Raw genomic sequence first — 22,030 nt, forward strand, 5'->3', positions numbered from 1 at the left:
GGGCGGCGCGCGTGAGCCGGCGGTCCCCGGCGCCCTGGGTGCTGGGGATCCTGGCGGCCCTGGTGGTGTCCGCCGCCCTGCTCTCCGTGAGCCTCGGGGCGATCCGCATCCCGGTGGAGCGGGTCCTGGCGGTCCTGCTGGGGGACGGCAGCGATCCGGCCCGCGCCCGGGACGCCCTCGTGATCCTCTCCATCCGCCTGCCCCGCACCCTGCTGGGGCTGATGGTCGGGGCGGGGCTGGCGGTCTCCGGCGCGCTGATGCAGGGGCTGTTCCGCAATCCCCTGGCCGACCCGGCGCTGGTCGGGGTCTCGTCGGGGGCGGGGCTCGCCGCCGCGCTCATCATCGTCCTCGGCGACCGCATCCTCGCCCATCTCGGGCTGCCCGGGCCGCTGCCCTACGCGGTCCTGCCGGCCGGGGCCTTCCTCGGGGGCCTGGGCGCGACCCTCATTCTGTACGTCCTCGCCACGCGGTCCGGGCGCACCGCCGTGGGGACGATGCTGCTCGCCGGGATCGCCCTCGGCGCGCTGACCGGCGCGCTGACCGGCCTGCTGACCTTCGTCAGCGACGACCGGCAATTGCGCGATCTCGCCTTCTGGTCCCTCGGCAGCCTCGGGGGCGCCACCTGGGCCAAGGTCGCGGCCTCGGCGCCGCTGATCCTGCCGGTGCTGGCCGCGGTCCCGTTCCTCGGCCGCGGCCTGAACGCCCTGGTCCTCGGCGAGGCCGAGGCGTTCCATCTCGGCGTCCCGGTGGAGCGGCTGAAGCGCGCCTGCATCGTGCTGGTGGCGGTCGCGGTCGGCGCCAGCGTGGCGGTGGCCGGGGTGATCGGCTTCGTCGGCCTCGTGGTGCCGCACGCCCTGCGGCTGCTGATCGGCCCGGGGCACCGGCTGCTGCTCCCGGCCTCGGCGCTCCTCGGCGGCGCCTTCCTGATCCTCGCCGACGTGGTGGCGCGCCTCGTCGCCGCGCCCGCCGAACTGCCCATCGGGATCGTAACGGCGCTGGTCGGGGCGCCGGTCTTCCTGTGGCTGCTCCTCGACCGGGTGCGGCCGGACGATGTCTGATCCGGCCCTGCTCACGGCGCGCGACCTGACCGTCACGGTGGCGGGGCGCGACCTCGTGCGCGACGTCTCCCTGGGGGTGGAAGGCGGCACCCTCCAGGTGATCGCCGGCCCGAACGGGGCCGGCAAGTCCACCCTCCTCCGCCTGCTCAGCGGCGCCCTGCGCCCGACCCGGGGCACCGTCGCCTATGCCGGCGCGGCAATTGAGACGATCCCGCCCTGGCGGCTCGCAGCGATGCGGGCCGTACTGCCGCAGGCGGCGCGCCTCGCCTTCCCGTTCACGGCGGCCGAGGTGGTCCGGATCGGCCTCGACGGCATCGGCCGGGGCCTCGGCGCCCGCGACCGCGCCGCGATCCTGGCCCGGGCCCTCGAACAGGCCGACGTGGCCCATCTCGCCGGGCGCGCCTATCCGACCCTGTCGGGCGGGGAGCAGGCGCGGGTGCAATTCGCCCGCGTACTCTGCCAGCTGGAGGCCGGCCGCACGGTCGCGGAGCGGCAGGTGCTGTTCCTCGACGAGCCGACCGCGAGTCTCGACCTCCGCCACCAGGGCGCGCTTCTCGACGCCGCGGCCGGGCTGGCAGCGGCCGGCATCGCCGTGGTGGCGATCCTGCACGACCTCAACCTCGCCGCGGCCTATGCCGACCGGCTTCTGGTTCTGGACGGGGGCCGGCTGGTCGCGCGCGGGCGACCGGCCGAGGTCCTGACGGACGAGCTGATCGCGCGGGTCTTCGGCGTCCGCTGGCCGGTCGGCCGGGTGCCCGAGGGCGACCAGCCCTTCCTCCTGCCGCATCGGGATGTGGCCGGCCGGACACCGACCTGACCGGATTTCGTGGATCCTCGACGTCGTCCGGCCGGCGCCAGGACGGCCTTCTCGGCATGCCGGCCCGACATCCCAGAAAAATCTGTTGCGCATCGCCGTCGCGATCGGCGAGAAAAGCTTCAGCAAGCCAGCCATCCGCCAGCCAGCTCTTGGAAACGACTGTGCGGGGGCGACCGTCATCATGGCTTATGCTTTCCACCGGGCGCTCGTCGCCCTCGGCGTTGCGCTGGCGACTCTGCCGGGCGCCCGGGCGGAGGAGTCCGGCCCGGTCGCGCGCCTCGAGCCCGAGATCGGCCTCGATACGCTGTCGGTCACCGCGACGAAGACCGCCGTTCCGGCCGTCGACGCCCTGGCGGGCACGAGCGTCGTCCCGCGCGCGGCCCTCGACCGGCTCCAGCCCGGACGCCTGTCCGAGGTGCTGCGCGACGTGCCCGGCGTGACCACCCAGGAGAACCGGACCGATCCCGCGCAGGCGATCAACATCCGCGGCCTGCAGGATTTCGGCCGGGTCAACGTCCTGGTCGACGGCGCGCGGCAGGACTTCCAGGTCTCGGGCCACGGCGCCAACGGCGTGTTCTACCTGGATCCCGAACTCGTCGGCGGCGTCGACATCACCCGCGGGCCCACGGCGACGATCTACGGCTCGGGCGCCATCGGGGGCGTCGCGGCGTTCCGCACCCGGTCGATCGACGACATCCTGGCCCCCGACGAGACCGCCGGCTTCGTGCAGAAGCAGGGCTTCGGCACGAACGGCCAGCGCTTCGTGAACAGCTCGGCGCTCGGCACCCGCATCGGCACCACCGCGGACCTGTTCGGGCAGTTCGTCTTCCGCGACACCGCGCCCTATCGCGACGGCGCCGGCCTGCCGGTGCCCGATACCGGCAGCGACCTGAATGCGGGCCTCGCCAAGCTCACCCTGCGGCCCGCGGACGGACATGCGATCCACGCCACCGCGCTCCTCCAGCGCTTCGACTTCGTCAATGGCGGCGACACCGGCGGCGGGGCCCGCTTCGCCAACGCCGTGCAGGCCGACACCTACACCGTCGGCTACCGCTTCGCCCGGCCGGACGTGCCGCTCGTCGATCTCAGCCTCGACGGCTACGCGACCACGACGCACGACGCCCTGACTTTCCTCCAGGACTCGCCGCGGGGCGTTTACAGCCGGCTCGGCACCCGGGCCGGCGACCGTCTGACCTACGACATCGCGACGTTGGGCTTCGACGCTCACAACACCGCCCGGTTCGAGACCGGTCCGGTCGCGCACGCGCTCACGCTCGGCGGCGACGGCGTGGCGAATCGCGTCCGGACCACCGACCGGGCCGGCGGCTTCGGGGCGGCCTTCACGCCGTCGGGGCGGCGGGACCTGGCCGGCGCCTTCCTGCAGGACGAGATCCAAGCCGCGCCGTGGCTGCGGATCGTCGGCGCGCTCCGGCACGACAGCTACCGGCTCGACGGCGGGGCCTATCGCGCCGGCGGCGCGCGGGTCTCCCCGAAGATCACGATCGGCGTTGCGCCGCTGGGCGGCCTCGAACTCTACGGCACCTATGCCGAGGGCTATCGCGCCCCCACCGTCACCGAGACGCTGGTGCAGGGCCTCCACCCGTTCCCGGCCTTCACGATCCTGCCGAATCCGGCCCTGCGGCCGGAGGTGGCCCGCACCGTCGAGGGCGGCGTCAACCTGCGCGCCGACGCCGTGATGGGGCCGGAGGATTCCCTGCGCGCCAAGCTCGCCGTGTTCGACACCGCGGTCGACGCCTTCATCGACATGCAGGCGGTCGGGCCGACCTACTTCGTCCCGGCGATCCCCGGCATCCCGGCCTCGGCCTGCGCCGCCCGGCCCGGGCGCTTCCCCTGCGTGATCCCGGTGCGCTCCTACCAGTACCGCAACATCGCCCGGGCCGACCTGTCGGGCGTGGAACTGGAGGGCACCTACGATTGGGGCCGGGGCTTCGTGTCGCTCGCCGCCACCCATATCGACGGTCGCGACCGCGCCACCCGCGAGAGCCTGCTCACGGTGCCGCCGGACCGGATCGGCACGACGTTGGGCCTGCGCTTCCTCGCCGACCGGCTCACCGTCGGGACGCGCCTGACCCTGGTGGATGCGCGCACCGACCTCCCGGCGGGTTCCCGGAACCGGGCCACCAAGGCCTACGGGCTGGTGGACCTCTTCGCCACCTATGCGGTCACCGACCGGGTCACGGCGGATGTCGTCGTCCAGAACGCCCTCGACCGGCGCTACCGCCAGTACCGCGACGCCCTGGCAAGCCCGGGCCTCGTGGCCAAGGCGGCGCTCAGCATCGCGTTCGCGACCCGCTAGGAGACGCTAGGAGACGCTACCGGTAGCGCGACGGGTGATATTCCCGGTAGCTCAGGCCGATGACCGCCGCGAGCAGGCCGGCCCCCCGGCACAGCGTGTAGCCGCCGCCGATCAGGGTCTCCGGCCTGAGGGACAGGCCGGCGATCCCGAGCCGCAGCAGGCCACCGCCGAGGCGCGCGAGGCCGCGGCCCGCATTGGCGAGGCGGCCGGTCACCGTCTCCGGGCGGAGCCGGCCGAGATAGGCCTCGACGTTGCCGCTGCGGTACCAGCGGGCCAGCAGCCAGCGCACCCGCATCCGGTGCGTCGGGATGCTGTCGTAGACCAAAGCCGTCTCGGCCCAGGCGATCCGGTGCCCGGCCTGCAGCAGGGACCGGAAGAAGAAGGTGTCCTCGCCGCCCAGGGTGTTGAAGCGCATGTCGAAGGACAGGCCCAGCGCCCGGATCACCCGCAGGTCCAGGAGCGCGTTGGCGGTGTAGCCGTCCTGCACGAAGCCGTCGCGGACCGGCAGGCGCTTGGCGAAGAAGCCCCCCGCCGCCGCCCAGGTGGGCGGCACCCGGTCGAAGAACGGCACGACCGGCCCGATGCAGGCCGCGGCCCCCGTTCCGAGGGCGGTCTCGAGCAGGTTGTGGAGCCAGTCCCGGTCGGGGAACTCGTCGTCGTCGATCAGCGCGACCCAGTCCGCGCCGGCCGCGGAGGCCTCCGCGAGGCTCCGGTTGCGGACCGCGGCGAGGCCGCGGGTCTCCTCCCGGGCATAGGTGACCGGGAAACGGCCGGTCGCCCGGTAGGCCTCCACGACCGGCACGGCGGCGCGGCTGCGCCCGTTGTCGATGATCAGGATGCGCAGGGCGGTCTCGGCGAGGTTGCCGAGCCGCTGCTGGTCCAGCGCCTTGAGAAGGCGCGCGAGCCCGACGGGCCGCTCGCAGGTGCAGATACAGATGCACAGGCGCATCGTCTCACCTCTGTCCGATCGGGAGGGCGTGTAGCCTCGGCCGCAGGCGCTTGCCCGCCGCTTCCAGCAGCGTCGCGGCCAGGGATTGCCACATCCGGGGATGCCGGAGCGCCAGGGCGGCGCCCTGGATCCACCGGCCGGCCTGGGCGGCCTCGATGACCTGGGCCATCATGCGCATCATCGCGAGGCCGTCGCGGTAGGCGCGGCTGCCGTGGCGGATCTCAGCGGACCGCGCCCGGGCCTCCGCGAGGCGGCCGTGCTCCGCCCGGGCCGCGAAGGCCGCCTCCAAGCGCGCGATGTCGGCTTGGCGCAGCCGGTGGGACAGGGAGGTCGGGCCGCGCCGATAGCCGTAGCCCGCGTCGCTGGTGACCACGAACCGCGCGCCCGCCGCGAGGGCCTCGAGGCACAGCAGGAAGTCCTCGCCGATCCGGACGCCTTCGTCGTACCGGATCTTGTGCCGGTCGAGGGTCTCGGCCCGGATCATGGGCTTGAGGTAGCCGAGCTTGGTCCCGGGCCTGAGAAGTTGATTGCAGGCGATGTACTTGGCGAGATCGATCTCGAACAGGTACGGCTCCCGGCCGCCCTCCATCATGCCCGGTCCCCGGGGATCGAACACGTCCGTGAACGGGATCGGGTTGTCGGCGACGATGTCGGCATCCGCCGCCAGGGCAAGATCGAGCAGCGACCGGGAGCGATTTGGCAGGATCAGGTCGTCGGCGTCGAGGATCGCGATCCAGCGGCCCCGGGCGGCGTCCAGGGCCGCGTTCCGGGCGCTCGACGGGCCCCGGGGCGATCCCGGCCCGGCCCCGGCGAGGGAGATCACGCGGACGCGCCGATCGGCCTCCGCCAAGCGCGCCAGCACGGTCCCGGTCCCGTCCCGCGAGCCGTCATCGACCGCCACGACCTCCACGGCGACGCCGGTCTGGGCGAGGGCGGAGCGAACGGCCATCTCGATCCAGGGCGCCGCATCGTGCGCAGCCATGATGAACGAGACGTCCACGGACGTGCCCCGGGCATCGGACAAGAGTTGATCCGCCATCGCGTTTCCTGGCCCGACGGGCGCGGCCTCCCGGGCCGCCCTCGACATGAGCCCGAAGTGATCGGCGCGCACGACGCTCAAAGGGCGTAGGTCCGCCGGCAGCCCTTCCTCTTGCGGCGGATGGCCCCGGTGGCGGTGGGCGCTCAGCGTGACCCGGGCTTCGATTCGCCGCCGGGACGCGGCTCCTGCGGGGTGAGGCCCTGTGTCAGGATCGACCGGACATGGGCACGCAATTTCTGCTTTCGCTCCGCCGAGGCGGGAGAATCCTTCTTGAGGCTCGAATCGCCGGAGGCTGTCATGTCGAACGCCGCTGAGGCCCGTCACCGCGCGTCGCCATGGCCGACGCGGCCGGAAGGGTGATCGGCGATACCTATAATGGATTATTTGGATGGAATCTCGACATTATTGCAACGCGACTGGCGAAAACAGTTTTGGTGTTTGTTAAGGTTTATGTCTCCTACTGAGCATTGTCGGGCACGGGCGAACTACGTAGGTAGTATCCGAGGGGGCCCTCCCGAGGGCAGCATTCAGGGAGGAGATGGGTGCCCAGTCGCTTCTATTTCGATATCGAGAACGGCAAGGAAACGATCCGCGACGCGCAGGGCGTGGAAGCCGAAGACCTGGCCGAGGCGCTGGCGGAGGCCCGCAGCGTGATCGACGAAGTGGCAGGCGATCTGGGTGCTGCAGGTTCGGACGGCAGGTGGACGCTCGTCGTGCGCGACGCCACCGGTGCCGAGGTCGGCCGGTTGCCGATCAAGAGCTAGACGGGGCCCGCCCGCGGGCCTCCGCAAACCGGCCCGGCCGCTGCCGCCGCGGGACGCGGCTACGGGCCGATCAGCGCAGACGAGCCGACCCGCCGGGGTGGCGCCCGCAGGAGCCGGCGGGCCGGCGCCTCGAGGAGCCGCCACGACAATTCCGCCAGCAACAGCGTCAGGAGGAGGTCCAGCGCCATCGAGACCGGGCGCGGGCCGGCGATGTCGAGGCCGATTGGCGCGAGCACCCGTTCCGCGTGGAGTGGAACGTGGAACAGGTAGGCGGCGTAGCTGATCACGCCGATCCGGCGCAGCCACGGGATCTCCAGCAGGGCGACCGCGCGGCCGTCCCGCACCTGAACCACCTGCAGCAGGAGCAGCGCCGCCAGGACGCCGCTGAGGCGGCCGAGGATCAGCCACCAGCCGGTCGGCGCGACCACGAGCGGCAGGGTCAGGAACAGGATCGCCACGCCGGCCAGGGCGGCGTCGTGGGCGAGCCAGGCCGGAAGCGGCTTGGTGCGCAGACCGGCGAGGCCGCCCAGCGCGATCAGCCCGAGATTGGCCAGCGTATCGACATCGAAGCGCGTCGGCCCGGCGCCCGACAGCCACAGGGCGCCGTGCGTCACGACGCTGACCCCGATCAGGATCCCGCACAGCGTGCCGAGGTGCCGCCGCGGCAGGAACAGCGCCGCCGGCGCGAACAGCAGGTAGAATTGCTGCTCGACGGCGAGGCTCCAGAGGTGGCCGAGTTCGGTCCCCCAGCCGTTCTGCGCGATGTAGACGTTCGTGACGTAGAACCACGTCGCGCCCTTGAACGTGGCGGTGCCGAGACTGGACGGGTCGCCGGGCCGGACCGTGTAGAGCACGAACAGGAAGACGTAGTAGACCGGCACGATGCGGGCGATCCGGTTCCGGTAGAACAGTCCGAGGCTGCCGAGCGGCGTCGCCGTGCCGGCCTCCACCGCCGCGCGGGCGGCGTCGAGGATGCGGACGATCAGGAAGCCGCTCAGGACGAAGAACAGCCACACGCCGGCGGTGCCGAGGGCTTCGGTCCTCGGGCTCGACGCCTTGTGGCTGATGAAGACCATCAGGAACGCCACGGCCCGGAGGCCGTCGAACCCGATGATGCGGCGCTCTGGAGGGGCCACGGCGCGCCTCGTCCGGTGATCGTCCGCGCCGCGCCGGGGCAGACCTGAGTGCCGATCTCGCCCGTGCGGCTTCGTTCGCGTCCGGGAGGGCCGGACACGCCGCCATAGACCGGGCTGAGAGCTGGAGGTCCCTACCTCGATCGGGGGAGCGGGGCTCCCCGAAAGCGGTCTTGCCGCTCAGCGGCGCCGGGCGAGGAGGGCGACGAGGCCGACGGAAACGGCCGCCGCAGCCTGGGCGGCCAGCAGCGCGACCAGGATCCCCTTCGGCAGGACCAGTGTGAAGCCGATCGCTCCTCCTATCAGCGCAGCGAAGACCAGCACGACCAGCAACGATTTACCTCCATTGATGGATCGGCGGCCGTCTTGTTGCCGAACCTCTCGCCGGCCCAGAGTCGGCGCAAGGGTTCCGCCTGCGATCGACGCCCCTTCGGACCGGCTGACAGCCGTCGAAGCCGGCTGCGGCGACGCGGGCCGGACCGGCCGGGCGCGCACGCCGCTCCGCAGGTTCGGACCCCGTCTCGCTTCGAGTCAAGGAGCCGACATGTTGCGCCCGGCCGGGACCCCGACGCCGATCGAGTCGTCGACGCCGCAGGATGTGGTCGAGACGATCAACGAGGCCTTGGTCAAGACGTTGCCGGCGACGGTGCAGGCCGGCCCAGGCCTCAGGGCGAGCTGGGTGACGAAGCGCATCCTCGACGCCACCATCGCCCTGACGGCCCTGCTCCTGCTGCTGCCGCTCCTGCTGTTCATCGCCCTGCTGATCTGGGGGAGCGACGGCCGGTCGCCGATCTTCCGCCACAAGCGCCTCGGCCGGTACGGGCGCCCCTTCGGCTGCCTGAAGTTCCGGTCCATGGTGCCGGACAGCGACACGGTTCTGACGCGGCACTTCGCCGAGCATCCCGAGGCCCGGGCCGAGTGGGAGGCGTCCTACAAGCTCACGCACGACCCCCGCGTGACGGCGCTGGGCCAGGTCCTGCGCAAGACCTCCCTCGACGAGCTGCCGCAGCTCTGGAACGTGCTGTGCGGAGAGATGAGCCTCGTCGGTCCGCGGCCGATCGTGCAGGCGGAGGTCGTCCGCTACGGCGCCGACTTCATCACCTGCTTCTCGGTTCCGCCGGGGCTGACCGGCCTGTGGCAGGTCTCCGGGCGCAGCGACACGGGCTACGCCGAGCGCGTCGCCCTGGATTGCGCCTATGCCAGCCAGTGGAGCCTCGCCCGCGACCTCGGCATCCTGCTCAAGACGGTGCCGGCCGTGTTGAGCCAGCGCGGCAGCCGCTAGGGCCATGGCCTGGCGGCCGCGTCCCAATCGCCGCGCACACCGTGGAATACGCCGATGAAGGGCATGATGCTCAACGCCCTGCTGGGCGTGATGCTCGGACGCTTCGGTTCGGTCTGGCGGCTGCTGGTCTTCGTTCCGATCGTGGCGGCGGAGGTCGGCTACGGCCTCTGCGTCTACAACCTGAGCGCAGGTGCGTGTCTGCGCCGCGGTACGGCGCTGCTGATCTGCGGCCAGCTGGCCTTTCTGCTCGGCGCGCTGCTGCGGCCCATCGCCAATCAGCGGTGACGCCCCCGGGGCCGGCCCGGGCCGCCGCGGCGACGCGGGCACGTCAGGCCGCATCGTCCTCGGCGGTGGGTGCCTCGATGCAGAGGCGCCAGAACTCCACGAATCCGGCGGCGTAGGCGGCGATGACGAGGCTCGACCAATGCATCGCGCAGCTCCGGGCATATTCGCGGGCTGAGCCTGATGCGGAGACGTTAAGATTCCGCCCCGTCCGGTGTCCGGGGCGAGGCCGACCGACGGGGGCCGCTACCGGCAGACGATCGATTCCTTGAAGCCGCACGGATCGCCCATCCGGGTGAACGCCACCCGCTCGAACAGCGCGGTGACCGGCCGTCCCGGATAGACCGTCGGTCCGAGCCAGGACGCGAAATCCTGGCCCTGTCCCGACCAGACGCTGAGCATGATCTTGCCCGGATGCGACGGGAGCGGCCGGTCGGGCGCGGCGCGCACCTCGCGCAGCAGGCGTCCGTTGACGTACCAGCGCAGGCGGTCGGGCAGCCACTCGAGGGCGTAGTCGGCGGTGGCGGTCGCGGCGTCGAATCCGAGCGGGTCGAAGCTGTCGTGGCCGCCGACGCCGCCGACGAAGTAGTTGAGCTGGACCTTGCCGGTGTCCTTGCCGAGGAACTCGAAGTCGATCTCGTCGTTCGTGCGCCGGTCGCCGTTCTCGGGGCCGTTGTAGGTGAAGAACGCCGAGACCATGCCGGACCCGGCGCCGGGCCGCATCCGGACCTCGTAGGTGCCGTAGCCGTAGCGCTCGTGGGTCTGGATCTCGGCGCAGCTGAACGGGCGCTCCTTGTAGGCGATGTTCGCCAGGGCCAGCGTCAGTTCGCCGGGCTTCGCGATCCGGACGCGCTGCTTCGACCACATGCAGCCCTGCCAGTCGCCGTTGGCCCAGCCGTCCGAGATGTACCAGCGGCGGTCGCTCAAGGTGTTGAAGGTCTCGACGAAGGATCCGCCGCCCTGTTCGGCCGGGGCGCCGGCCGGCGGAGCGGCGGTCTCGCCGGCGCTGCCGGGATGGGCTTGCAGGAGGAGCGTCGCCGCCACGCAGAGGCGGCGGACCGGGCCGGACCAGATCGTCATGCGCGCGTCCTTATCTTCGCCGCCCGATCGCGGCGGTGCGGATCGTAGCGACGGGGGCGCCGCGGGCCGGTGATCATTCGGACGATCCGGGCCGGGGCGCTCCCTCTCCTTTCGGACGATCTCGCGCCCCGCGGCGGAGCCGTCCTACCGTGCGGCGGACCGGCCGCGGCGCGGACCGGCCCGAGAGTCGCGGAGTCGTCCGGTGCGCAGATTACAGGCCCCGTCCCCCGTCCCGGAGGTCTGCGTCATCATCGCGGCCCGGGACGCCGCGGACACGATCGCGACCGCCATCGCCTCGGCGCTCCGGCAGCCGGAGGTCGCGGAGGTCATCGTGGTGGACGATGCCTCCGCGGACCGGACCGGCGCGGCCGCCGCGGCGGCCGACGACGGTTCGGGCCGCCTGAAGCTGATCCGGCTGTCCGTCAATGTCGGACCCGCGGCCGCCCGCAACCGGGCCATCGCGGCCGCGACCGCTCCGCTGCTCTGCATCCTCGACGCCGACGACCACTTCGTCGACGGCCGGCTCGGCCGGCTCCTGTCCGCGCCCCGGACCTGGGACCTGATCGCCGACGACATCATCATGGTCCGCGGCCGCGAGGCGGGCTCCGCCGCCGGCCTCGTGACCGGGCCCGGGCGGCCGCAGCGGCTCACCCTCGCGACCTTCGTGGCCGGCAACATCCCCCGTCCCGGCGCGTACCGGCGCGAACTCGGCTTCCTGAAGCCGGTCATGCGGCGGGGATTCCTGGAGCGGCAGGGGCTGCGCTACGACGTGCGCCTGCGCCTCGGGGAGGATTACGCCCTCTACGTGGAGGCGCTGGCGGCCGGGGCGGTGTTCGCCGTGACGGCGCCCTGCGGCTATGTGGCGGTCGAACGGGCGAACTCGCTGAGCGCCCAGCACCGGACGGACGATCTCGCGGCGATCCTGGCCTTCGACGACGCCATGCTGGACCGGCCGGGTCTCACCCCGGACGCCCGGGCGGCGCTCCGGGCTCACCGGACCGCGACGGCCAAGCGCTGGCAACACCGGCGCGTTCTCGACCGGCGACGCGCCCAGGGCTACGCGGCGGCCGTGAGGGAACTGCTCGGCACGCCCATGGCGTGGCGGCACATCCTGTCGGTGACTCTGGCGGCCAAGCTCGCGCGCCTGGTGCCCGCGGCCGCGCCGGACCCGGAGATCCGGCCGCGCCTGCTCCTCGGGCCCGAGCGCCGCCTCGAGCCCGTGCGCTGATCCCAGGCTCCGGCCGAGCCTGCCCGGCCGATCAGCGGTCGCGCTCCGCCTTGCGGGTGCGCACGGCCGCCACGTCGGAGCAGACGTCGTCCAGCGCGCAGCGGACCCGTTCGAGGGCGGTCGAGAACGCCGCGTCCAGATTCGGATCGACCGCGTCCCGCTTCGCGCCCTGATGGAAGCTGTCCTTCAGGTAGGGCATCATCTTGCCATGGAGCGCCACGTAGGCACCGGGGCTGGACAACTCGTAGACGACCGCAAGAGCGTGATAGGCCCGGATCAGGACCTCGAGCGCGACATCCGCGCTGCGTGCGCCTCGATCACAATCATCGCTGCATATCATCGTGATTGATATTCTATTGCTGCCCTTTTGTCCGGGTAACATGCTCAATTATATCTGTCGATATTGAGGCCAATTGCAATTTTCGACACGGCGTGCGGCACGGCGATTTCGCGGAGGCCCATGGCTCGACTGCAACAGTCGCGGAACGGACAAGCTCAGCGCAAGTCTATGCCAAGCCTATGTCAAGTCTATGCCTAGCCGCGCACATGTCGTGTCGGCCGGATCATCGTGGCAATCTTGTTTTCAACCTCAACGAGGACGCTGTTCACAAGTTGAACGGCGTCGTCGACCGTCCCGGTTGTCAGGCTTCCGTTGCGGCTTGTTTCTTGAATGATGCGGAAATTATCTTCGACGAACGTGCGGATCTTCTGCTGAACATCGCCGAACTCGCCAGGATGAGCCGTCTCATAGAGCAGGGCGAGGGCCAAATAGGCGCGTCCGACCATGTCCAGCGCCAGGGTTGTGCTGATATCCGAATTTTCCGCTTCTGGCGCCGGCACGACGACTGAATTTCCTGTCGCAAGCTGAACTGCTACTCTATCACATTCTCAATTCGACGCCAGCCATGTCGAATTTTTTCAATGGGATGGCGCCTTTCACGCATCCCGTTCGGACCGCGACCGTCCCGGAACCGCTTTCCGGCCGAGCTGGCCCGCGGGGGGGGACTGTCCAGGACACGGCGTGTCGCTTCGGCCGGATCGGGCGCGAGGCGGGCGGCCACGCGTGGAGAGCCCGGATCCGCCAGCGCAGACCGGCACGGTCGCCGCATGGCCGGATCGGCGGATCGGCCGCCCCGGGGGCATCGATCAGGGTCGGGCCCGTCGCATGACGGGGGCAGGCGCCGGCCGTGAAGGCGCGGCGAGCAATCGGCGCCGGTGCGGGCGTGGGGGCCTGTGCCCGGGACGCCCTGTCTCGACGGGGGCGGAACCGGGCGTGCCGCGTCGCTCCGGGCGGAACCGTCAGCGGGTCGCGCTGCCCTGACGCCGGACGCGGTCGCGGCTCGGGAGCGGCGCGAGACCGTGCTCGACCCGCAGCTTGAGTCCGAGGATCCGGTTGTGCCGCGCCATGGCGCGAAGCGATTCGGCCGTCTCGATATCGCCGCGCAACTGCAGGGCGTCGGCGGCCAGCGCCATCTGGGCGGCCATGGCATCAGCCTGCAGGGCGGCGCGCGGGTCGGTCGAGGAGAGGGGCATTCCGGCCATGGCTGCCACGGTGCGAGGGCTGGCCCGATCCTCAAGACGATCCGTTAACGATATCTTAACAGGCGCGCCTCAGAGGCGGCGGGTGCGGCCAGTGCCGTCATTTCCGGATGGGCAACCGGCCGACCAGCCAGCCGGCCTCGTTGCGCACGAGCAGGGTCCAGAGCGGTTCCCGGCCGCCTCCGGTGATCTCCTCGGCCATCTCGGCGATCACGCTGCGGGCCTCGATCAGGGCTTCCTCGAGGCCCGCGGCCTCGACGCCGACCAGGTCGCGGATCGTCTCCTCGGCATTTGCGATCTCGAAGTAGAAACGCGCCGCCAACAGGATTCTCCTCGGTCGGAACTCTTTCGGGAGTTCTCTGCTATAGCCCGATGCACGCATCTTAGCCGCGTGCGCCCTGAGATGAAGCGGTCAGAAAAGAGCAGCCGTCTTTGGCAATTCGGGTGATGCCTGTGCGCAATCTTCGCCGGATCGCCGAAGGATGGCTCGACGTAGGCCGAAGGGCGTAGCCGTCTGACACCCGCGATGTCCGGACGGTGATGTCGGGGCAGCACGGCTGCGGACCGAAGGACGGGGGATGTCGAGCCCTGCGCGGACGTGCCGGCGCCTCCCAGGCTCCCAGGCTGGGGCGGGGAGACGCGTCCGGCGCCGCGCTGCGGGGCGCCGCCAAGCGCGAGGCGGGCGTGGCCCTGCATGCGGGTGGAGGCGGTCGGCGGCCGGGTGCGCGATGCCTGGACGGGCGGCGGCCCGCCAGCGGCCGAAGCGGCCAGTTCCGGTGCGGTCCTGCGCCCGCATGCCCGACGGGGCGGGCGAGACGCTGCGCGAACTGCCCGCGACGGAGTGGGGCGGCCGGCAGGGAAGCGATCTCGACTTCGCCCACAATGGGGCCCGTCGCCGCGCGAGCCGGGATCTGCGCCGATGATCGCGCCCGCCGGGGCAAGGCGGCGGCGATCCGTCCGCTTCAGGAGCCCGATGCCTTGAGCGGCAGCGAGGCTGACGAGGCCCCTCCCGGGCCGATCAAGCCGTCGACCGGAGAGGAGTCCGTGAAGCCCTGCTTGGCGCCGCCGGATCGCGGTCTCGCCGGGGTCACCCTGCGACCGCGGGAGGGGCGCCGGGAGCGATCAGGCCGCGGGGGCCTTCACGCTCGCCAGGCTCGAATCCTCCCGGAGGAAGTACTTGTTCGTCAGATAGGCGACTTCCGTCCGGTTCTTGGCCTTGAGCTTCTTCATGATGTTGCGGACATGAACCTTCACGGTGCTCTCGCACATGTTCAGTTCATACGCGATGATCTTGTTCGGCGTGCCCTTCCGCAGCGCCCGCGCCACGCAGAGCTGCCGCGGCGAGAAGATCTCATCGTCGCCGGCCTCGACCGGCTCGTCCACCTTGATGTTGGCCAGCAGGGGCAGGAGGCACTCGGCCGGGATGTAGACGCCGCCGGCCTGCACGAGCTGGAGAGCCTGCAAGGCGATATCGACGGAGGTCGTCGTCGGAATGTAGCCTTTGACCCCGAGCTTGATGATCCGCACGATCTGCTCGAGGTGCTCGCCGTCCGAGATGACCGCCACCGGCGGCGTGCCGGCCTCGCCCTGCAGGAAGGTCAGCTCCCGGGTGATCTCGGCCCACTCGGTCTCGGACAGATTGCCGTCCGGCCGACAGAGGACGACCACGCTCGCCGGAACGAAGGGCGTCTGACGCTTCCACGATTCGATGTCCGCGAAGACTTCGAACGAAGTCTCCCGGTCGGCCTCGCTGAGCGAGGCGGCGAGGCATCGGCCGACGAGCTGGCGTCGATCGATGATCACGATGCGGCTGGAGCGGCCCCGGGACTGGTCCCGTTGCTCGACGACGGCCGGGTTGTCACCGGCATGTGCACCCGAAAAGCCGCCGCGGCTCTCGGCCGTGTCCCGCTCAACGATGATGAGCGCGTCTCGAGTACCAAGACTGGCCATGAGAAATTACCTCCTTTCGAAGGAAGTCCATTGTCAGCGATGACGTGAGTACCCAATGAGCCCGCCGACGGCGTGACACTGAGATACGCGGTCGCTCCGGTCGTCTGGGGCGATGGCCGATGACCACGGATACAATGCTAACTTTCGTAAAATCGCCTGTAAATACCCTGTATGAAATTAACTGCCTAAATTTCTTCTCTAAATACAATCATCGCTCACTACGTACGTACAGGGTGATTTGTTTGATAGCCGGTTCTTAGACTGATCGAGATGTGCATTCGCAAGGTCGTTTGTCGTCGGGCAGCGATCGGTCTCAAGATCTTTGCGAATGTAGTCCATCGTTCATCGATTTTCTGAATGATCAAACTTTGCTTTGCTTGTCTCCGCTTATTGCTAAGGCGTTTGGCTTGGCTTTCGAACCGATTTCGATGATCCGAATGCGCTTCAGGTATTCGATTGCAAGTATTCGCCCCAATGCGATTCGGTGTCAAATGATGAGGCTAAAATGCAACATATGTGGGTGTTTGTTGGGGCTGTTTTGAGTCGAGTACTGATTTCATGGGTACGCTGCGGTACCGAATGGCAGGGCATCCGGATCCGCGGCGCGGCTGGGCGTGCCGCCCCGCGCGGCGGGCGAATCAGCCCGCGCCTGCGCGCCGGAAATGCGATGCCCGGACTGCTCTGAAGAGGCCTTTTCAGTCCATCCGGACCAGGAGATCGCGCATGCCGCCGACATCGACGAACGTGGCGAGGTCGCAGGCGAGCAGGCGGGCGTGTCGCTGCGCGTAGACGGCGGGCGTCAGCGTCCGCAGGAACGCCGTCACGGAATCCGCGAGCGGCTCGGGGAAGGCCCAGCCGAGCCCTTCGGCGACCGCGTAGCGCCCGGTGGCGGTCGAGGCGCGCGCAAGCGTCAGCGCCCCGCACAGGCCGCCCTCGTAGAGCCGGTTCGGCAGCAGCCAGTCCGAATTCAGTCCATCGTCGAGGTAATCGACGGCCCAGCTGAAGTGGACCCCGCTGTAGATCTCGGGGAGATCGCGGGGATTGGCGTAAGGACCGCGGAACGCCATGTTCGCACGGCCGTCCAGGGTTTCGGCCAGCATGTGCGGGGCTATGTCCTCCTCGGAGAGACGCCCGGCCAGGACGATCCGCACCGAGTCGCCGAGGGCGTCGGCAATGGCGGCGAGAAGCGTCAGGCTCCTGCGGCAGCGCAGCGTCCCGAACCAGCCGATCACCCAGGGCGGCTCAGCCGCGCGGGTGCGATCGAGCCGGTCCGCCACCTCGCCGAGGCGATGGCCCATGACCTTGTTCTCCAGCAGATGCCACGCGCCGGCGAAGCCTTGGACGGGCCGGAAGTACCGGTCGATGAAGTCCGGTGCGCTCACGACGAGGAGGGCGCTGCGGCGGAGGAGCCAGCGCTCGACCGTGCGGGCGATCCGCCCCGGGGCGTCCGGCCGGACCATCAGTCGCTGGATGTCGAGCACCTCGTAGACGAGGCGCGCGCGGCTTCCGGCGAGGCGTGAAGAGGTCCAGGCCACGAGGGCCATGTCGAGGTTGCGCACGTAGATCACGTCCGCCGCGCGCAGGTCGGGCCCGCGGCGCAGGGCGCGGAGGATGCCGAGGGCGAGGCGTGGCAGCCGGCTTGCGTAGTTCCGGTCGACGGTCCAGCCGAGCGGGACGGCGTCGTCCGCCTCCCGGGGCGTGGCTGCGCCGCCGGGTCGGGCCCGCTCGAAGGCGTAGACGACCACGGACCAGCCGGCTTCCCGGATGGCATCGACCCGCTTCCGGACCGTCGGCTCGGCCAGATCGTGGCCGAAGAAGGCGACCCGACGGCCGGGCACGGTCTTCGGGTTCGCGACCGCCGGGGGCGCGGTGGCCGCGCCCGGCCCGAAGGCCGAGGTCCGGCCGATGCCCCGGCTGAGCGGGCCGATCACAGAGCCGCCTGGGTTGCGTCGTGGGGCCGCCGCGGGGCCGTGGCCCAGCGCCGGAGCGCGCTCCTGAGGCCGCCGCGCCGGACCGTCGTCCCGTCGCTCGTCTTGTTGAGCACGATGCCCAGGACGGTGCTGCCGCTCGACTCGAGATCGTGGACGGCGGCGGCGACCTCGTCGATGCTCGTCCGCCCCGCCTCCACCACGATGATCAGGCCGTCGAGGCTGTCGAGGAGCGGCTGAAGCGTGGGCAATTCGTCCACCGGCGGCAGATCGACGACGACGCGGTCGAGGGTGGTGCGCTCGTCCCCGACGACCGACGCGACGCCTTCCGGGGTCATCAGGTCGCTGAAATGGGGGTCGTTCGGGTGGCGGTTCCCGCAGGCGAGCAGGCGGACTTCCCCGGGCTGGGGCCGGACCGCCTCCGTGGCGCAGCAGCGGCCGGCGAGCACATCGAGCAGGCCGCGCTGGTCCGTGGCCCGGTTGATCTGCGAGAGCGTCGCCCGCCTGACGTCCGCGTCGATCACCAGCACCCGCCCGGCGCTCGACCGGACGCGGGCGAGGAGCTGACCGAAATTGCTCGCGAACAGGGTCTTGCCCGCGCCGGACCCCACCGAGGTGACGCCGATCGCGAAGACCGCACCGCGGCGATCGCTGCCCAGCACATGGGCCTTCAGGCTGTGCAGGCGCTCGACGAAGACCGATTGGGGCATGAACCGCACCGCGCTCGCCTTGAACGCTTCGACATTGGCCGGGCGCTGCGCCTCGCTGGCATGGGCCTGAGCCAGCGCCAGGGCGGCCCGGAAGCCCGGCTCGCGCCGCAGCTCGGGGAGAGCGGCGAGGCAGGTCAGGCCGTGGCCGGTGAGCTGCCGGGGCGAGCGGATCGTCCGGTCGAACCAGTGCCGTGCGAAGGCGCTGCTCACCCCGAACCCGGTGCCGACGAAGAGGCCGAGGAGCAGGATCAGGCTGCCGCGGGGCGCGCTCGGAGCCTCCGGCACGGTCGCCGGCGTGATCACGTGGGCGGAGGGCTGCGGATAGGATTGCTGGTTGACGGCGTCGATGTAGCGCTGGAGCAGGTTCGTGTAGATCTGGTCGTAGGTCTCGGCGGTGCGGTCGAGTTCTTTCGCCTTGACCCGGGCATTGCTCATGATCAGCGTCTTCGAGATCAGGGCGTCGAAGGCCGCCGTCATGCTGTCCTCGCGTGCCTTGGCGACCTCGTAATCGTGGTCCAGGGACATGGCGAGGCGCTCGAGTTCGGTGCGCAGCGACTGCTTGGCCGCCTGAATGTCCCGCTGGATCGCCTGGACCGCCTCGTGGTCGGGGCCGAGCCGGCGCTTCAGGTCGTCGGCGCGCTGCACGAGGTCGACATATTGCCGGCGCAGCTGGATGATCACGCTATCCTTGAAGGCCTCGGTGATCCCGGGATCGGCGATGTCCGAATCGAGGAGCCCGCGGATCTGGTCGCGCACCGCCCGGGCATCCATGGTCTTGGCGCGGGCCGCGGCCACGGCGGTGTTGAGCTCTTCCACCTGCTGCTCGCCCACGAGGCCGCGCTTGCCCAGGTCGATGATGGTGTGCTCGGCCTTGTAGGTCTGGGCCTCGCGCGAGGCCTGGCTGGCGCGCTGCTGGAGTTCCTTCAGCCGCGGCAGCATCCACTCGCCGGCGACCTTCCAGATCTGGGCCCGGTTCTCCAGCTCGGTGCTGACATAGGCCTCGGCCACCGCGTTCGCGACGGCGGCGGCGGTGGTCGGGTTGTCGGCGCTGTACCCGACCTCGATGACGTAGGCCGCGCCGATGCGGTTGGCCTCCACGTTCTCCCGGAGGGTCCGTGCCTGGCTCAGTTCCGGGCTCACGGGGGCAGTCTCCCGGACCGGCGGCTCGGTGCCGATCAATCGATGGGGGAGCGCCTTGAGGGCCTTCACGACCTCACGGATCTTCGCCACCAGCGGGTGCGAGGGCACCGCGAGGTCCTGCAGGGGGGGGAGGCCGAGCCGGCGCACGGCGGCCAGCGCGATCTTCTCCGAGCGTATGTACTCGACCTGGCTCTCGACCTCGGCGATCTCGAGCGGGGCCCCGGCATTGGGCGTGTCGCGGGCCGTCACCGGGCTGGTGCGGCTCTCGATGTAGATGCGCGTCCGGGCCGTGAAGATCGCGGGCGCGGTCGCGACGTAGAATCCGGCGCAGACCAGGCCGATGGTGGCGAAGACCAGGATCGACCGCCAGTTCTGCCGGGCGATCGTCAGGATGGAGACCTGCGCCTCCGCCTCGGACGAGAACGGCAGGCTGCGCCAGGGGCCCGTCCCACCGGCGCGGGCCGCACCGATCGGCAGGAAGGACGCGCTGGTCGAGTGTCGGTTCATGGCTCTCTCCTCACCGCGGCGGACACCGCCTCGGAGCGCTCTCTGTCGAAGGGGATGTCGGCTCGGCCCATGGGGTGCCGAACCGGGGGGCGTCAGTTCTGGCCGGCTCCGTCACCGATGCCCCGCAGGGTGGGATCCGGCTTGAGCGCGACCTCCAGGACGTCGCCCGGCTGAAGCTCCATGTCCTCGGCGGCGTCGAGCTGGGTCCGGGACGTGCTGCCCTGGCGGAAGACCGAGATCGCGGCCTGCGCCCGGCTTCCGGATAGGAGCTGGGCCCGCAGGGCGCCGGTGTAGACGAGCTTGTCGTTGATGCTGTTCAGCTTCGAGCGAAGTGCCGACAGGTTGCTCTCCGCGGCCTGGAGCTTCTCCAGGGCGTCCATGGCCTGCAGGTCCTCGACCCGCTCGAGCTTGCGGGCGACGTCGCTCTTGTCACGGTCGAGCTGGGTGAGCTGGACCGTCGTCTGCAGGGCGCGGGTCGAGGAGAGCAGCACCGCCCGCCGGGCGTCGGTCAGCCGCGTGGTGACCACCGCGCCGCGCTGGAACAGAGCACGCACCGTGTCGTACTCCTCGGCATCGGCGTTGACGCCCTCCTTCTCCTTGACCTGCTGCTCGCTGAGATTCGCGTACTGCGTCTGGGCCCGGGCGAGGGAGCGCTGCAGATGCTCCTTCTCCTTCGCGATGTCGGTCAGCTGGATCCGGAGCTGCTGCTCGGCGAGCTTCTGCGCCGGTGTCGGGCGGCCGCCCGAGGCGGCCTGCGGGTCCGCGGCCGGGGCGCTCCTGTCCCGCGGCGCGGCGATGATCGCCTTCAGGCGCCAGATCGTCGCATTCTCCCGCGCGATGCTCGCCCAGGTCGCATCGTAGTCGGCGCGCAGGTTCGCGGATTCGATGATCGGGTTCTCCATCCGGAACCGCAGGAGATTGTAGCCGCCCGCGAGGGCGACCGCCTGCCGGACGGTCATGCCCGGATGGAACGGGTGCTCGCCCTGCTTGGTCACGTCGCCGCTCAGGTAGATCGGCTGGTACTTCGCGACCCGCACGCCGATCTCGTCCGGCTCGATCACGGCGATCGTTTCCCTGCCGTCCGGGCCGCGCTGCCGCACCGCCTTGGCGGCCAGGGTCTTCTGCAGGTTCCGGCGCAGCTCCGCGAGGGTCAGGCCGGCGGCCGGCACGTCCCCGAGCAGCGGGACCATGAGGGCGCCATCGGTCGAGACCGTGGATTCCTGCTTGAAGTTCGGGAGGCTCAGGGCCGACACCTCGATCGTGTCCCCGGGGGCGATCCGGTACTCCGCCGCCGCGGGGACCGTGAACAGGGCGAGCAGGCAGGCCATGATGCCGGCTCGGGAGGCGCGCCGGGTGACGGCGGACCGATATCCGGCAGGCATAGGCTCAGTCTTCGCCAGAATCCTCGACACGCGTCGTCCCCTCGAATGCGCTGCCATGTCCGGGCGTGGCCATCGAGCGGCGAACCGCGCGTCGGCCTCACGGGCTTATGGGTGGCTGAGGCGGCATGATGCGTAACGGCAAAGTCCGCCGGGACTCCTCCAAAAGGTGGGCCGGCGCCGTCCCGTCGGGGCAGGATCCCCGCCTTTCGGCGTAGGCGCGGCGACCGGAGCGCCGCCGGATCGCGACGGCCGGCAGCATCGGGCAGACGCTATTCGCCTTTCGACGGACGAACGACATCGAAAGCCTGGGTTCCCGGCCACCTGCAGCTCTGTGCAGCTTTACCGCACGGAAATTCGGCGGGTGGAGCGACCGGTATGCCGATTAATGATGTCAATATTGGTTCTGATGTGGGCATATTGTACCCAGATCTGGTCAATATTTATGGATGTCGAATCGAAGACGGCTCGCGCATCGGCCCGTTCGTGGAGATCCAGCGCGGCAGCCATATCGGCCCGCGCTGCAAGATCTCCTCGCACAGCTTCATCTGCGCGGGCGTCTCGATCGGGGCCGAGGTGTTCGTCGGCCACGGCGTGGTCTTCACCAACGAGCTCTACCCGGAAGCCACCAACGCGGACGGGAGCCTGAAGCGGGACGGCGAGTGGGAGCTCGTCGAGACCGTGGTCGAGGCCCGCGCCTCCATCGGCTCCAACGCCACCATCGTGGCGGGGATCACCATCGGCGAGGGCGCCCTGGTCGGCGCCGGCGCCGTCGTCACCCGGGATGTCCCGGCCTTCGCCATCGTCGCCGGATGCCCCGCGCGGGTCGTCGGGGACACGCGCACCAAGCGCGCCGAAAGCGCCGCGCGCGCCCGTTCCGTCCAGTCGCCGCGGCCCGAGCCGGCCGAGCCTCTGCAGATTGCTTGAG

General features: G+C 70.6%; 21 protein-coding genes. 8 read left to right on the forward strand and 13 right to left on the reverse strand.

The genetic code is table 11. The annotated features are described in order from the left end of the window. Nucleotides 1-11: 11 nt before the first annotated feature. The 3 genes from ABC766_RS15450 to ABC766_RS15460 all read left to right on the forward strand — a co-directional run bounded on the left by ABC766_RS15450 (nt 12) and on the right by ABC766_RS15460 (nt 4,192). On the forward strand, nt 12-1,058 hold the full coding sequence (locus tag ABC766_RS15450; protein ID WP_345822617.1) for an iron ABC transporter permease: 1,047 nt from the start codon (nt 12-14) through the stop codon (nt 1,056-1,058). Beyond that, nucleotides 1,051-1,875, forward strand: coding sequence for a heme ABC transporter ATP-binding protein (locus ABC766_RS15455; RefSeq protein ID WP_345822618.1), 825 nt, complete (start codon nt 1,051-1,053; stop codon nt 1,873-1,875). Before ABC766_RS15450 ends, ABC766_RS15455 begins: the two co-directional genes overlap by 8 nt. 181 nt (nt 1,876-2,056) lie before the next feature. Continuing rightward, entirely contained in the window at nt 2,057-4,192 is a 2,136-nt protein-coding gene (locus ABC766_RS15460) for a TonB-dependent hemoglobin/transferrin/lactoferrin family receptor (RefSeq protein ID WP_345822619.1), read from the forward strand. A 16-nt stretch (nt 4,193-4,208) separates the two neighbouring features. Here ABC766_RS15460 and ABC766_RS15465 read toward each other — a convergent pair whose 3' ends face one another. Together ABC766_RS15465 and ABC766_RS15470 are read right to left on the reverse strand one after the other, a co-directional pair. Further along, nucleotides 4,209-5,141 carry a glycosyltransferase family 2 protein gene (locus tag ABC766_RS15465; protein ID WP_043355178.1) on the reverse strand — a complete coding sequence of 311 codons (933 nt, stop codon included), beginning with the start codon at nt 5,139-5,141 and terminating at the stop codon, nt 4,209-4,211. Nucleotides 5,142-5,145: 4 nt separating this feature from the next. Beyond that, entirely contained in the window at nt 5,146-6,180 is a 1,035-nt protein-coding gene (locus ABC766_RS15470; protein ID WP_342144641.1) for a glycosyltransferase family 2 protein, read from the reverse strand. Nucleotides 6,181-6,722: 542 nt separating this feature from the next. On the opposite strand from ABC766_RS15470, the gene ABC766_RS15475 reads away from it, so the two are divergent. Beyond that, entirely contained in the window at nt 6,723-6,944 is a 222-nt protein-coding gene (locus tag ABC766_RS15475; protein WP_043355176.1) for a DUF6894 family protein, read from the forward strand. Nucleotides 6,945-7,003: 59 nt separating this feature from the next. On the opposite strand, the gene ABC766_RS15480 is transcribed toward ABC766_RS15475, so the two are convergent. Next, a complete protein-coding gene (locus ABC766_RS15480) occupies nt 7,004-8,080 on the reverse strand; it encodes an acyltransferase (protein WP_345822620.1) in 1,077 nt (358 codons plus the stop codon). A 177-nt stretch (nt 8,081-8,257) separates the two neighbouring features. Continuing rightward, entirely contained in the window at nt 8,258-8,410 is a 153-nt protein-coding gene (locus tag ABC766_RS15485) for a hypothetical protein (RefSeq protein WP_164706357.1), read from the reverse strand. Between the two features lie 211 nt (nt 8,411-8,621). On the opposite strand from ABC766_RS15485, the gene ABC766_RS15490 reads away from it, so the two are divergent. Next, nucleotides 8,622-9,359, forward strand: a complete 738-nt coding sequence (locus tag ABC766_RS15490; RefSeq protein WP_051045014.1) for a sugar transferase — start codon at nt 8,622-8,624, stop codon at nt 9,357-9,359. 54 nt (nt 9,360-9,413) lie between these two features. Then, nucleotides 9,414-9,644: a hypothetical protein gene (locus tag ABC766_RS15495; protein WP_043355172.1), complete on the forward strand. Its 231-nt coding sequence runs from the start codon at nt 9,414-9,416 to the stop codon at nt 9,642-9,644. Between the two features lie 243 nt (nt 9,645-9,887). Here the strand turns inward: ABC766_RS15495 and ABC766_RS15500 are convergent, their stop codons facing one another. Next, nucleotides 9,888-10,721 carry a family 16 glycosylhydrolase gene (locus tag ABC766_RS15500; RefSeq protein ID WP_043355170.1) on the reverse strand — a complete coding sequence of 278 codons (834 nt, stop codon included), beginning with the start codon at nt 10,719-10,721 and terminating at the stop codon, nt 9,888-9,890. A 202-nt stretch (nt 10,722-10,923) separates the two neighbouring features. Between ABC766_RS15500 and ABC766_RS15505 the strand changes: the two genes are divergently transcribed. Continuing rightward, nucleotides 10,924-11,949 (forward strand): glycosyltransferase, encoded by a 1,026-nt coding sequence (locus ABC766_RS15505; RefSeq protein ID WP_345822621.1) that lies wholly within the window; start codon nt 10,924-10,926, stop codon nt 11,947-11,949. Between the two features lie 31 nt (nt 11,950-11,980). Here the strand turns inward: ABC766_RS15505 and ABC766_RS15510 are convergent, their stop codons facing one another. From ABC766_RS15510 to ABC766_RS15545, 8 genes are all read right to left on the reverse strand, one after another. Then, nucleotides 11,981-12,289, reverse strand: coding sequence for a hypothetical protein (locus tag ABC766_RS15510; RefSeq protein WP_287089587.1), 309 nt, complete (start codon nt 12,287-12,289; stop codon nt 11,981-11,983). Between the two features lie 194 nt (nt 12,290-12,483). Next, on the reverse strand, nt 12,484-12,789 hold the full coding sequence (locus ABC766_RS15515) for a hypothetical protein (RefSeq protein WP_287089586.1): 306 nt from the start codon (nt 12,787-12,789) through the stop codon (nt 12,484-12,486). A 459-nt stretch (nt 12,790-13,248) separates the two neighbouring features. After that, nucleotides 13,249-13,491 (reverse strand): hypothetical protein, encoded by a 243-nt coding sequence (locus tag ABC766_RS15520; protein ID WP_043355164.1) that lies wholly within the window; start codon nt 13,489-13,491, stop codon nt 13,249-13,251. Nucleotides 13,492-13,588: 97 nt separating this feature from the next. Continuing rightward, entirely contained in the window at nt 13,589-13,810 is a 222-nt protein-coding gene (locus ABC766_RS15525; protein ID WP_043355162.1) for a DUF6894 family protein, read from the reverse strand. A gap of 800 nt (nt 13,811-14,610) precedes the next feature. Continuing rightward, a complete protein-coding gene (locus tag ABC766_RS15530; protein ID WP_043355160.1) occupies nt 14,611-15,438 on the reverse strand; it encodes a LuxR C-terminal-related transcriptional regulator in 828 nt (275 codons plus the stop codon). 695 nt (nt 15,439-16,133) lie between these two features. Then, nucleotides 16,134-17,369, reverse strand: coding sequence for a glucosyl transferase (locus tag ABC766_RS15535; protein WP_345822622.1), 1,236 nt, complete (start codon nt 17,367-17,369; stop codon nt 16,134-16,136). Beyond that, nucleotides 17,366-19,723 carry a polysaccharide biosynthesis tyrosine autokinase gene (locus ABC766_RS15540; RefSeq protein ID WP_345822623.1) on the reverse strand — a complete coding sequence of 786 codons (2,358 nt, stop codon included), beginning with the start codon at nt 19,721-19,723 and terminating at the stop codon, nt 17,366-17,368. Before ABC766_RS15540 ends, ABC766_RS15535 begins: the two co-directional genes overlap by 4 nt. A 92-nt stretch (nt 19,724-19,815) precedes the next feature. Continuing rightward, nucleotides 19,816-21,105, reverse strand: a complete 1,290-nt coding sequence (locus ABC766_RS15545; protein WP_043379172.1) for a polysaccharide biosynthesis/export family protein — start codon at nt 21,103-21,105, stop codon at nt 19,816-19,818. Nucleotides 21,106-21,480: 375 nt separating this feature from the next. On the opposite strand from ABC766_RS15545, the gene ABC766_RS15550 reads away from it, so the two are divergent. Next, nucleotides 21,481-22,029, forward strand: coding sequence for an acyltransferase (locus tag ABC766_RS15550; protein WP_075381125.1), 549 nt, complete (start codon nt 21,481-21,483; stop codon nt 22,027-22,029). The last annotated feature ends 1 nt before the right edge of the window (nt 22,030 follow it).

This window comes from Methylobacterium fujisawaense (assembly GCF_039619325.1).
GTDB classification, from domain to species: Bacteria; Pseudomonadota; Alphaproteobacteria; order Rhizobiales; family Beijerinckiaceae; genus Methylobacterium; species Methylobacterium fujisawaense.

Excerpts from the sequence above, each read along its gene's own strand:
- ABC766_RS15470 (WP_342144641.1), bottom strand. The coding sequence starts at position 6,180 with ATGGCGGATCAACTCTTGTCCGATGCCCGGGGCACGTCCGTGGACGTC.
- ABC766_RS15455 (WP_345822618.1), top strand. The coding sequence starts at position 1,051 with ATGTCTGATCCGGCCCTGCTCACGGCGCGCGACCTGACCGTCACGGTG.
- ABC766_RS15530 (WP_043355160.1), bottom strand. The coding sequence starts at position 15,438 with ATGGCCAGTCTTGGTACTCGAGACGCGCTCATCATCGTTGAGCGGGAC.
- ABC766_RS15550 (WP_075381125.1), top strand. The coding sequence starts at position 21,481 with ATGCCGATTAATGATGTCAATATTGGTTCTGATGTGGGCATATTGTAC.
- ABC766_RS15490 (WP_051045014.1), top strand. The coding sequence starts at position 8,622 with ATGTTGCGCCCGGCCGGGACCCCGACGCCGATCGAGTCGTCGACGCCG.
- ABC766_RS15510 (WP_287089587.1), bottom strand. The coding sequence starts at position 12,289 with ATGATATGCAGCGATGATTGTGATCGAGGCGCACGCAGCGCGGATGTC.
- ABC766_RS15465 (WP_043355178.1), bottom strand. The coding sequence starts at position 5,141 with ATGCGCCTGTGCATCTGTATCTGCACCTGCGAGCGGCCCGTCGGGCTC.
- ABC766_RS15460 (WP_345822619.1), top strand. The coding sequence starts at position 2,057 with ATGGCTTATGCTTTCCACCGGGCGCTCGTCGCCCTCGGCGTTGCGCTG.
- ABC766_RS15500 (WP_043355170.1), bottom strand. The coding sequence starts at position 10,721 with ATGACGATCTGGTCCGGCCCGGTCCGCCGCCTCTGCGTGGCGGCGACG.
- ABC766_RS15495 (WP_043355172.1), top strand. The coding sequence starts at position 9,414 with ATGAAGGGCATGATGCTCAACGCCCTGCTGGGCGTGATGCTCGGACGC.
- ABC766_RS15520 (WP_043355164.1), bottom strand. The coding sequence starts at position 13,491 with ATGGCCGGAATGCCCCTCTCCTCGACCGACCCGCGCGCCGCCCTGCAG.
- ABC766_RS15545 (WP_043379172.1), bottom strand. The coding sequence starts at position 21,105 with ATGCCTGCCGGATATCGGTCCGCCGTCACCCGGCGCGCCTCCCGAGCC.
- ABC766_RS15540 (WP_345822623.1), bottom strand. The coding sequence starts at position 19,723 with ATGAACCGACACTCGACCAGCGCGTCCTTCCTGCCGATCGGTGCGGCC.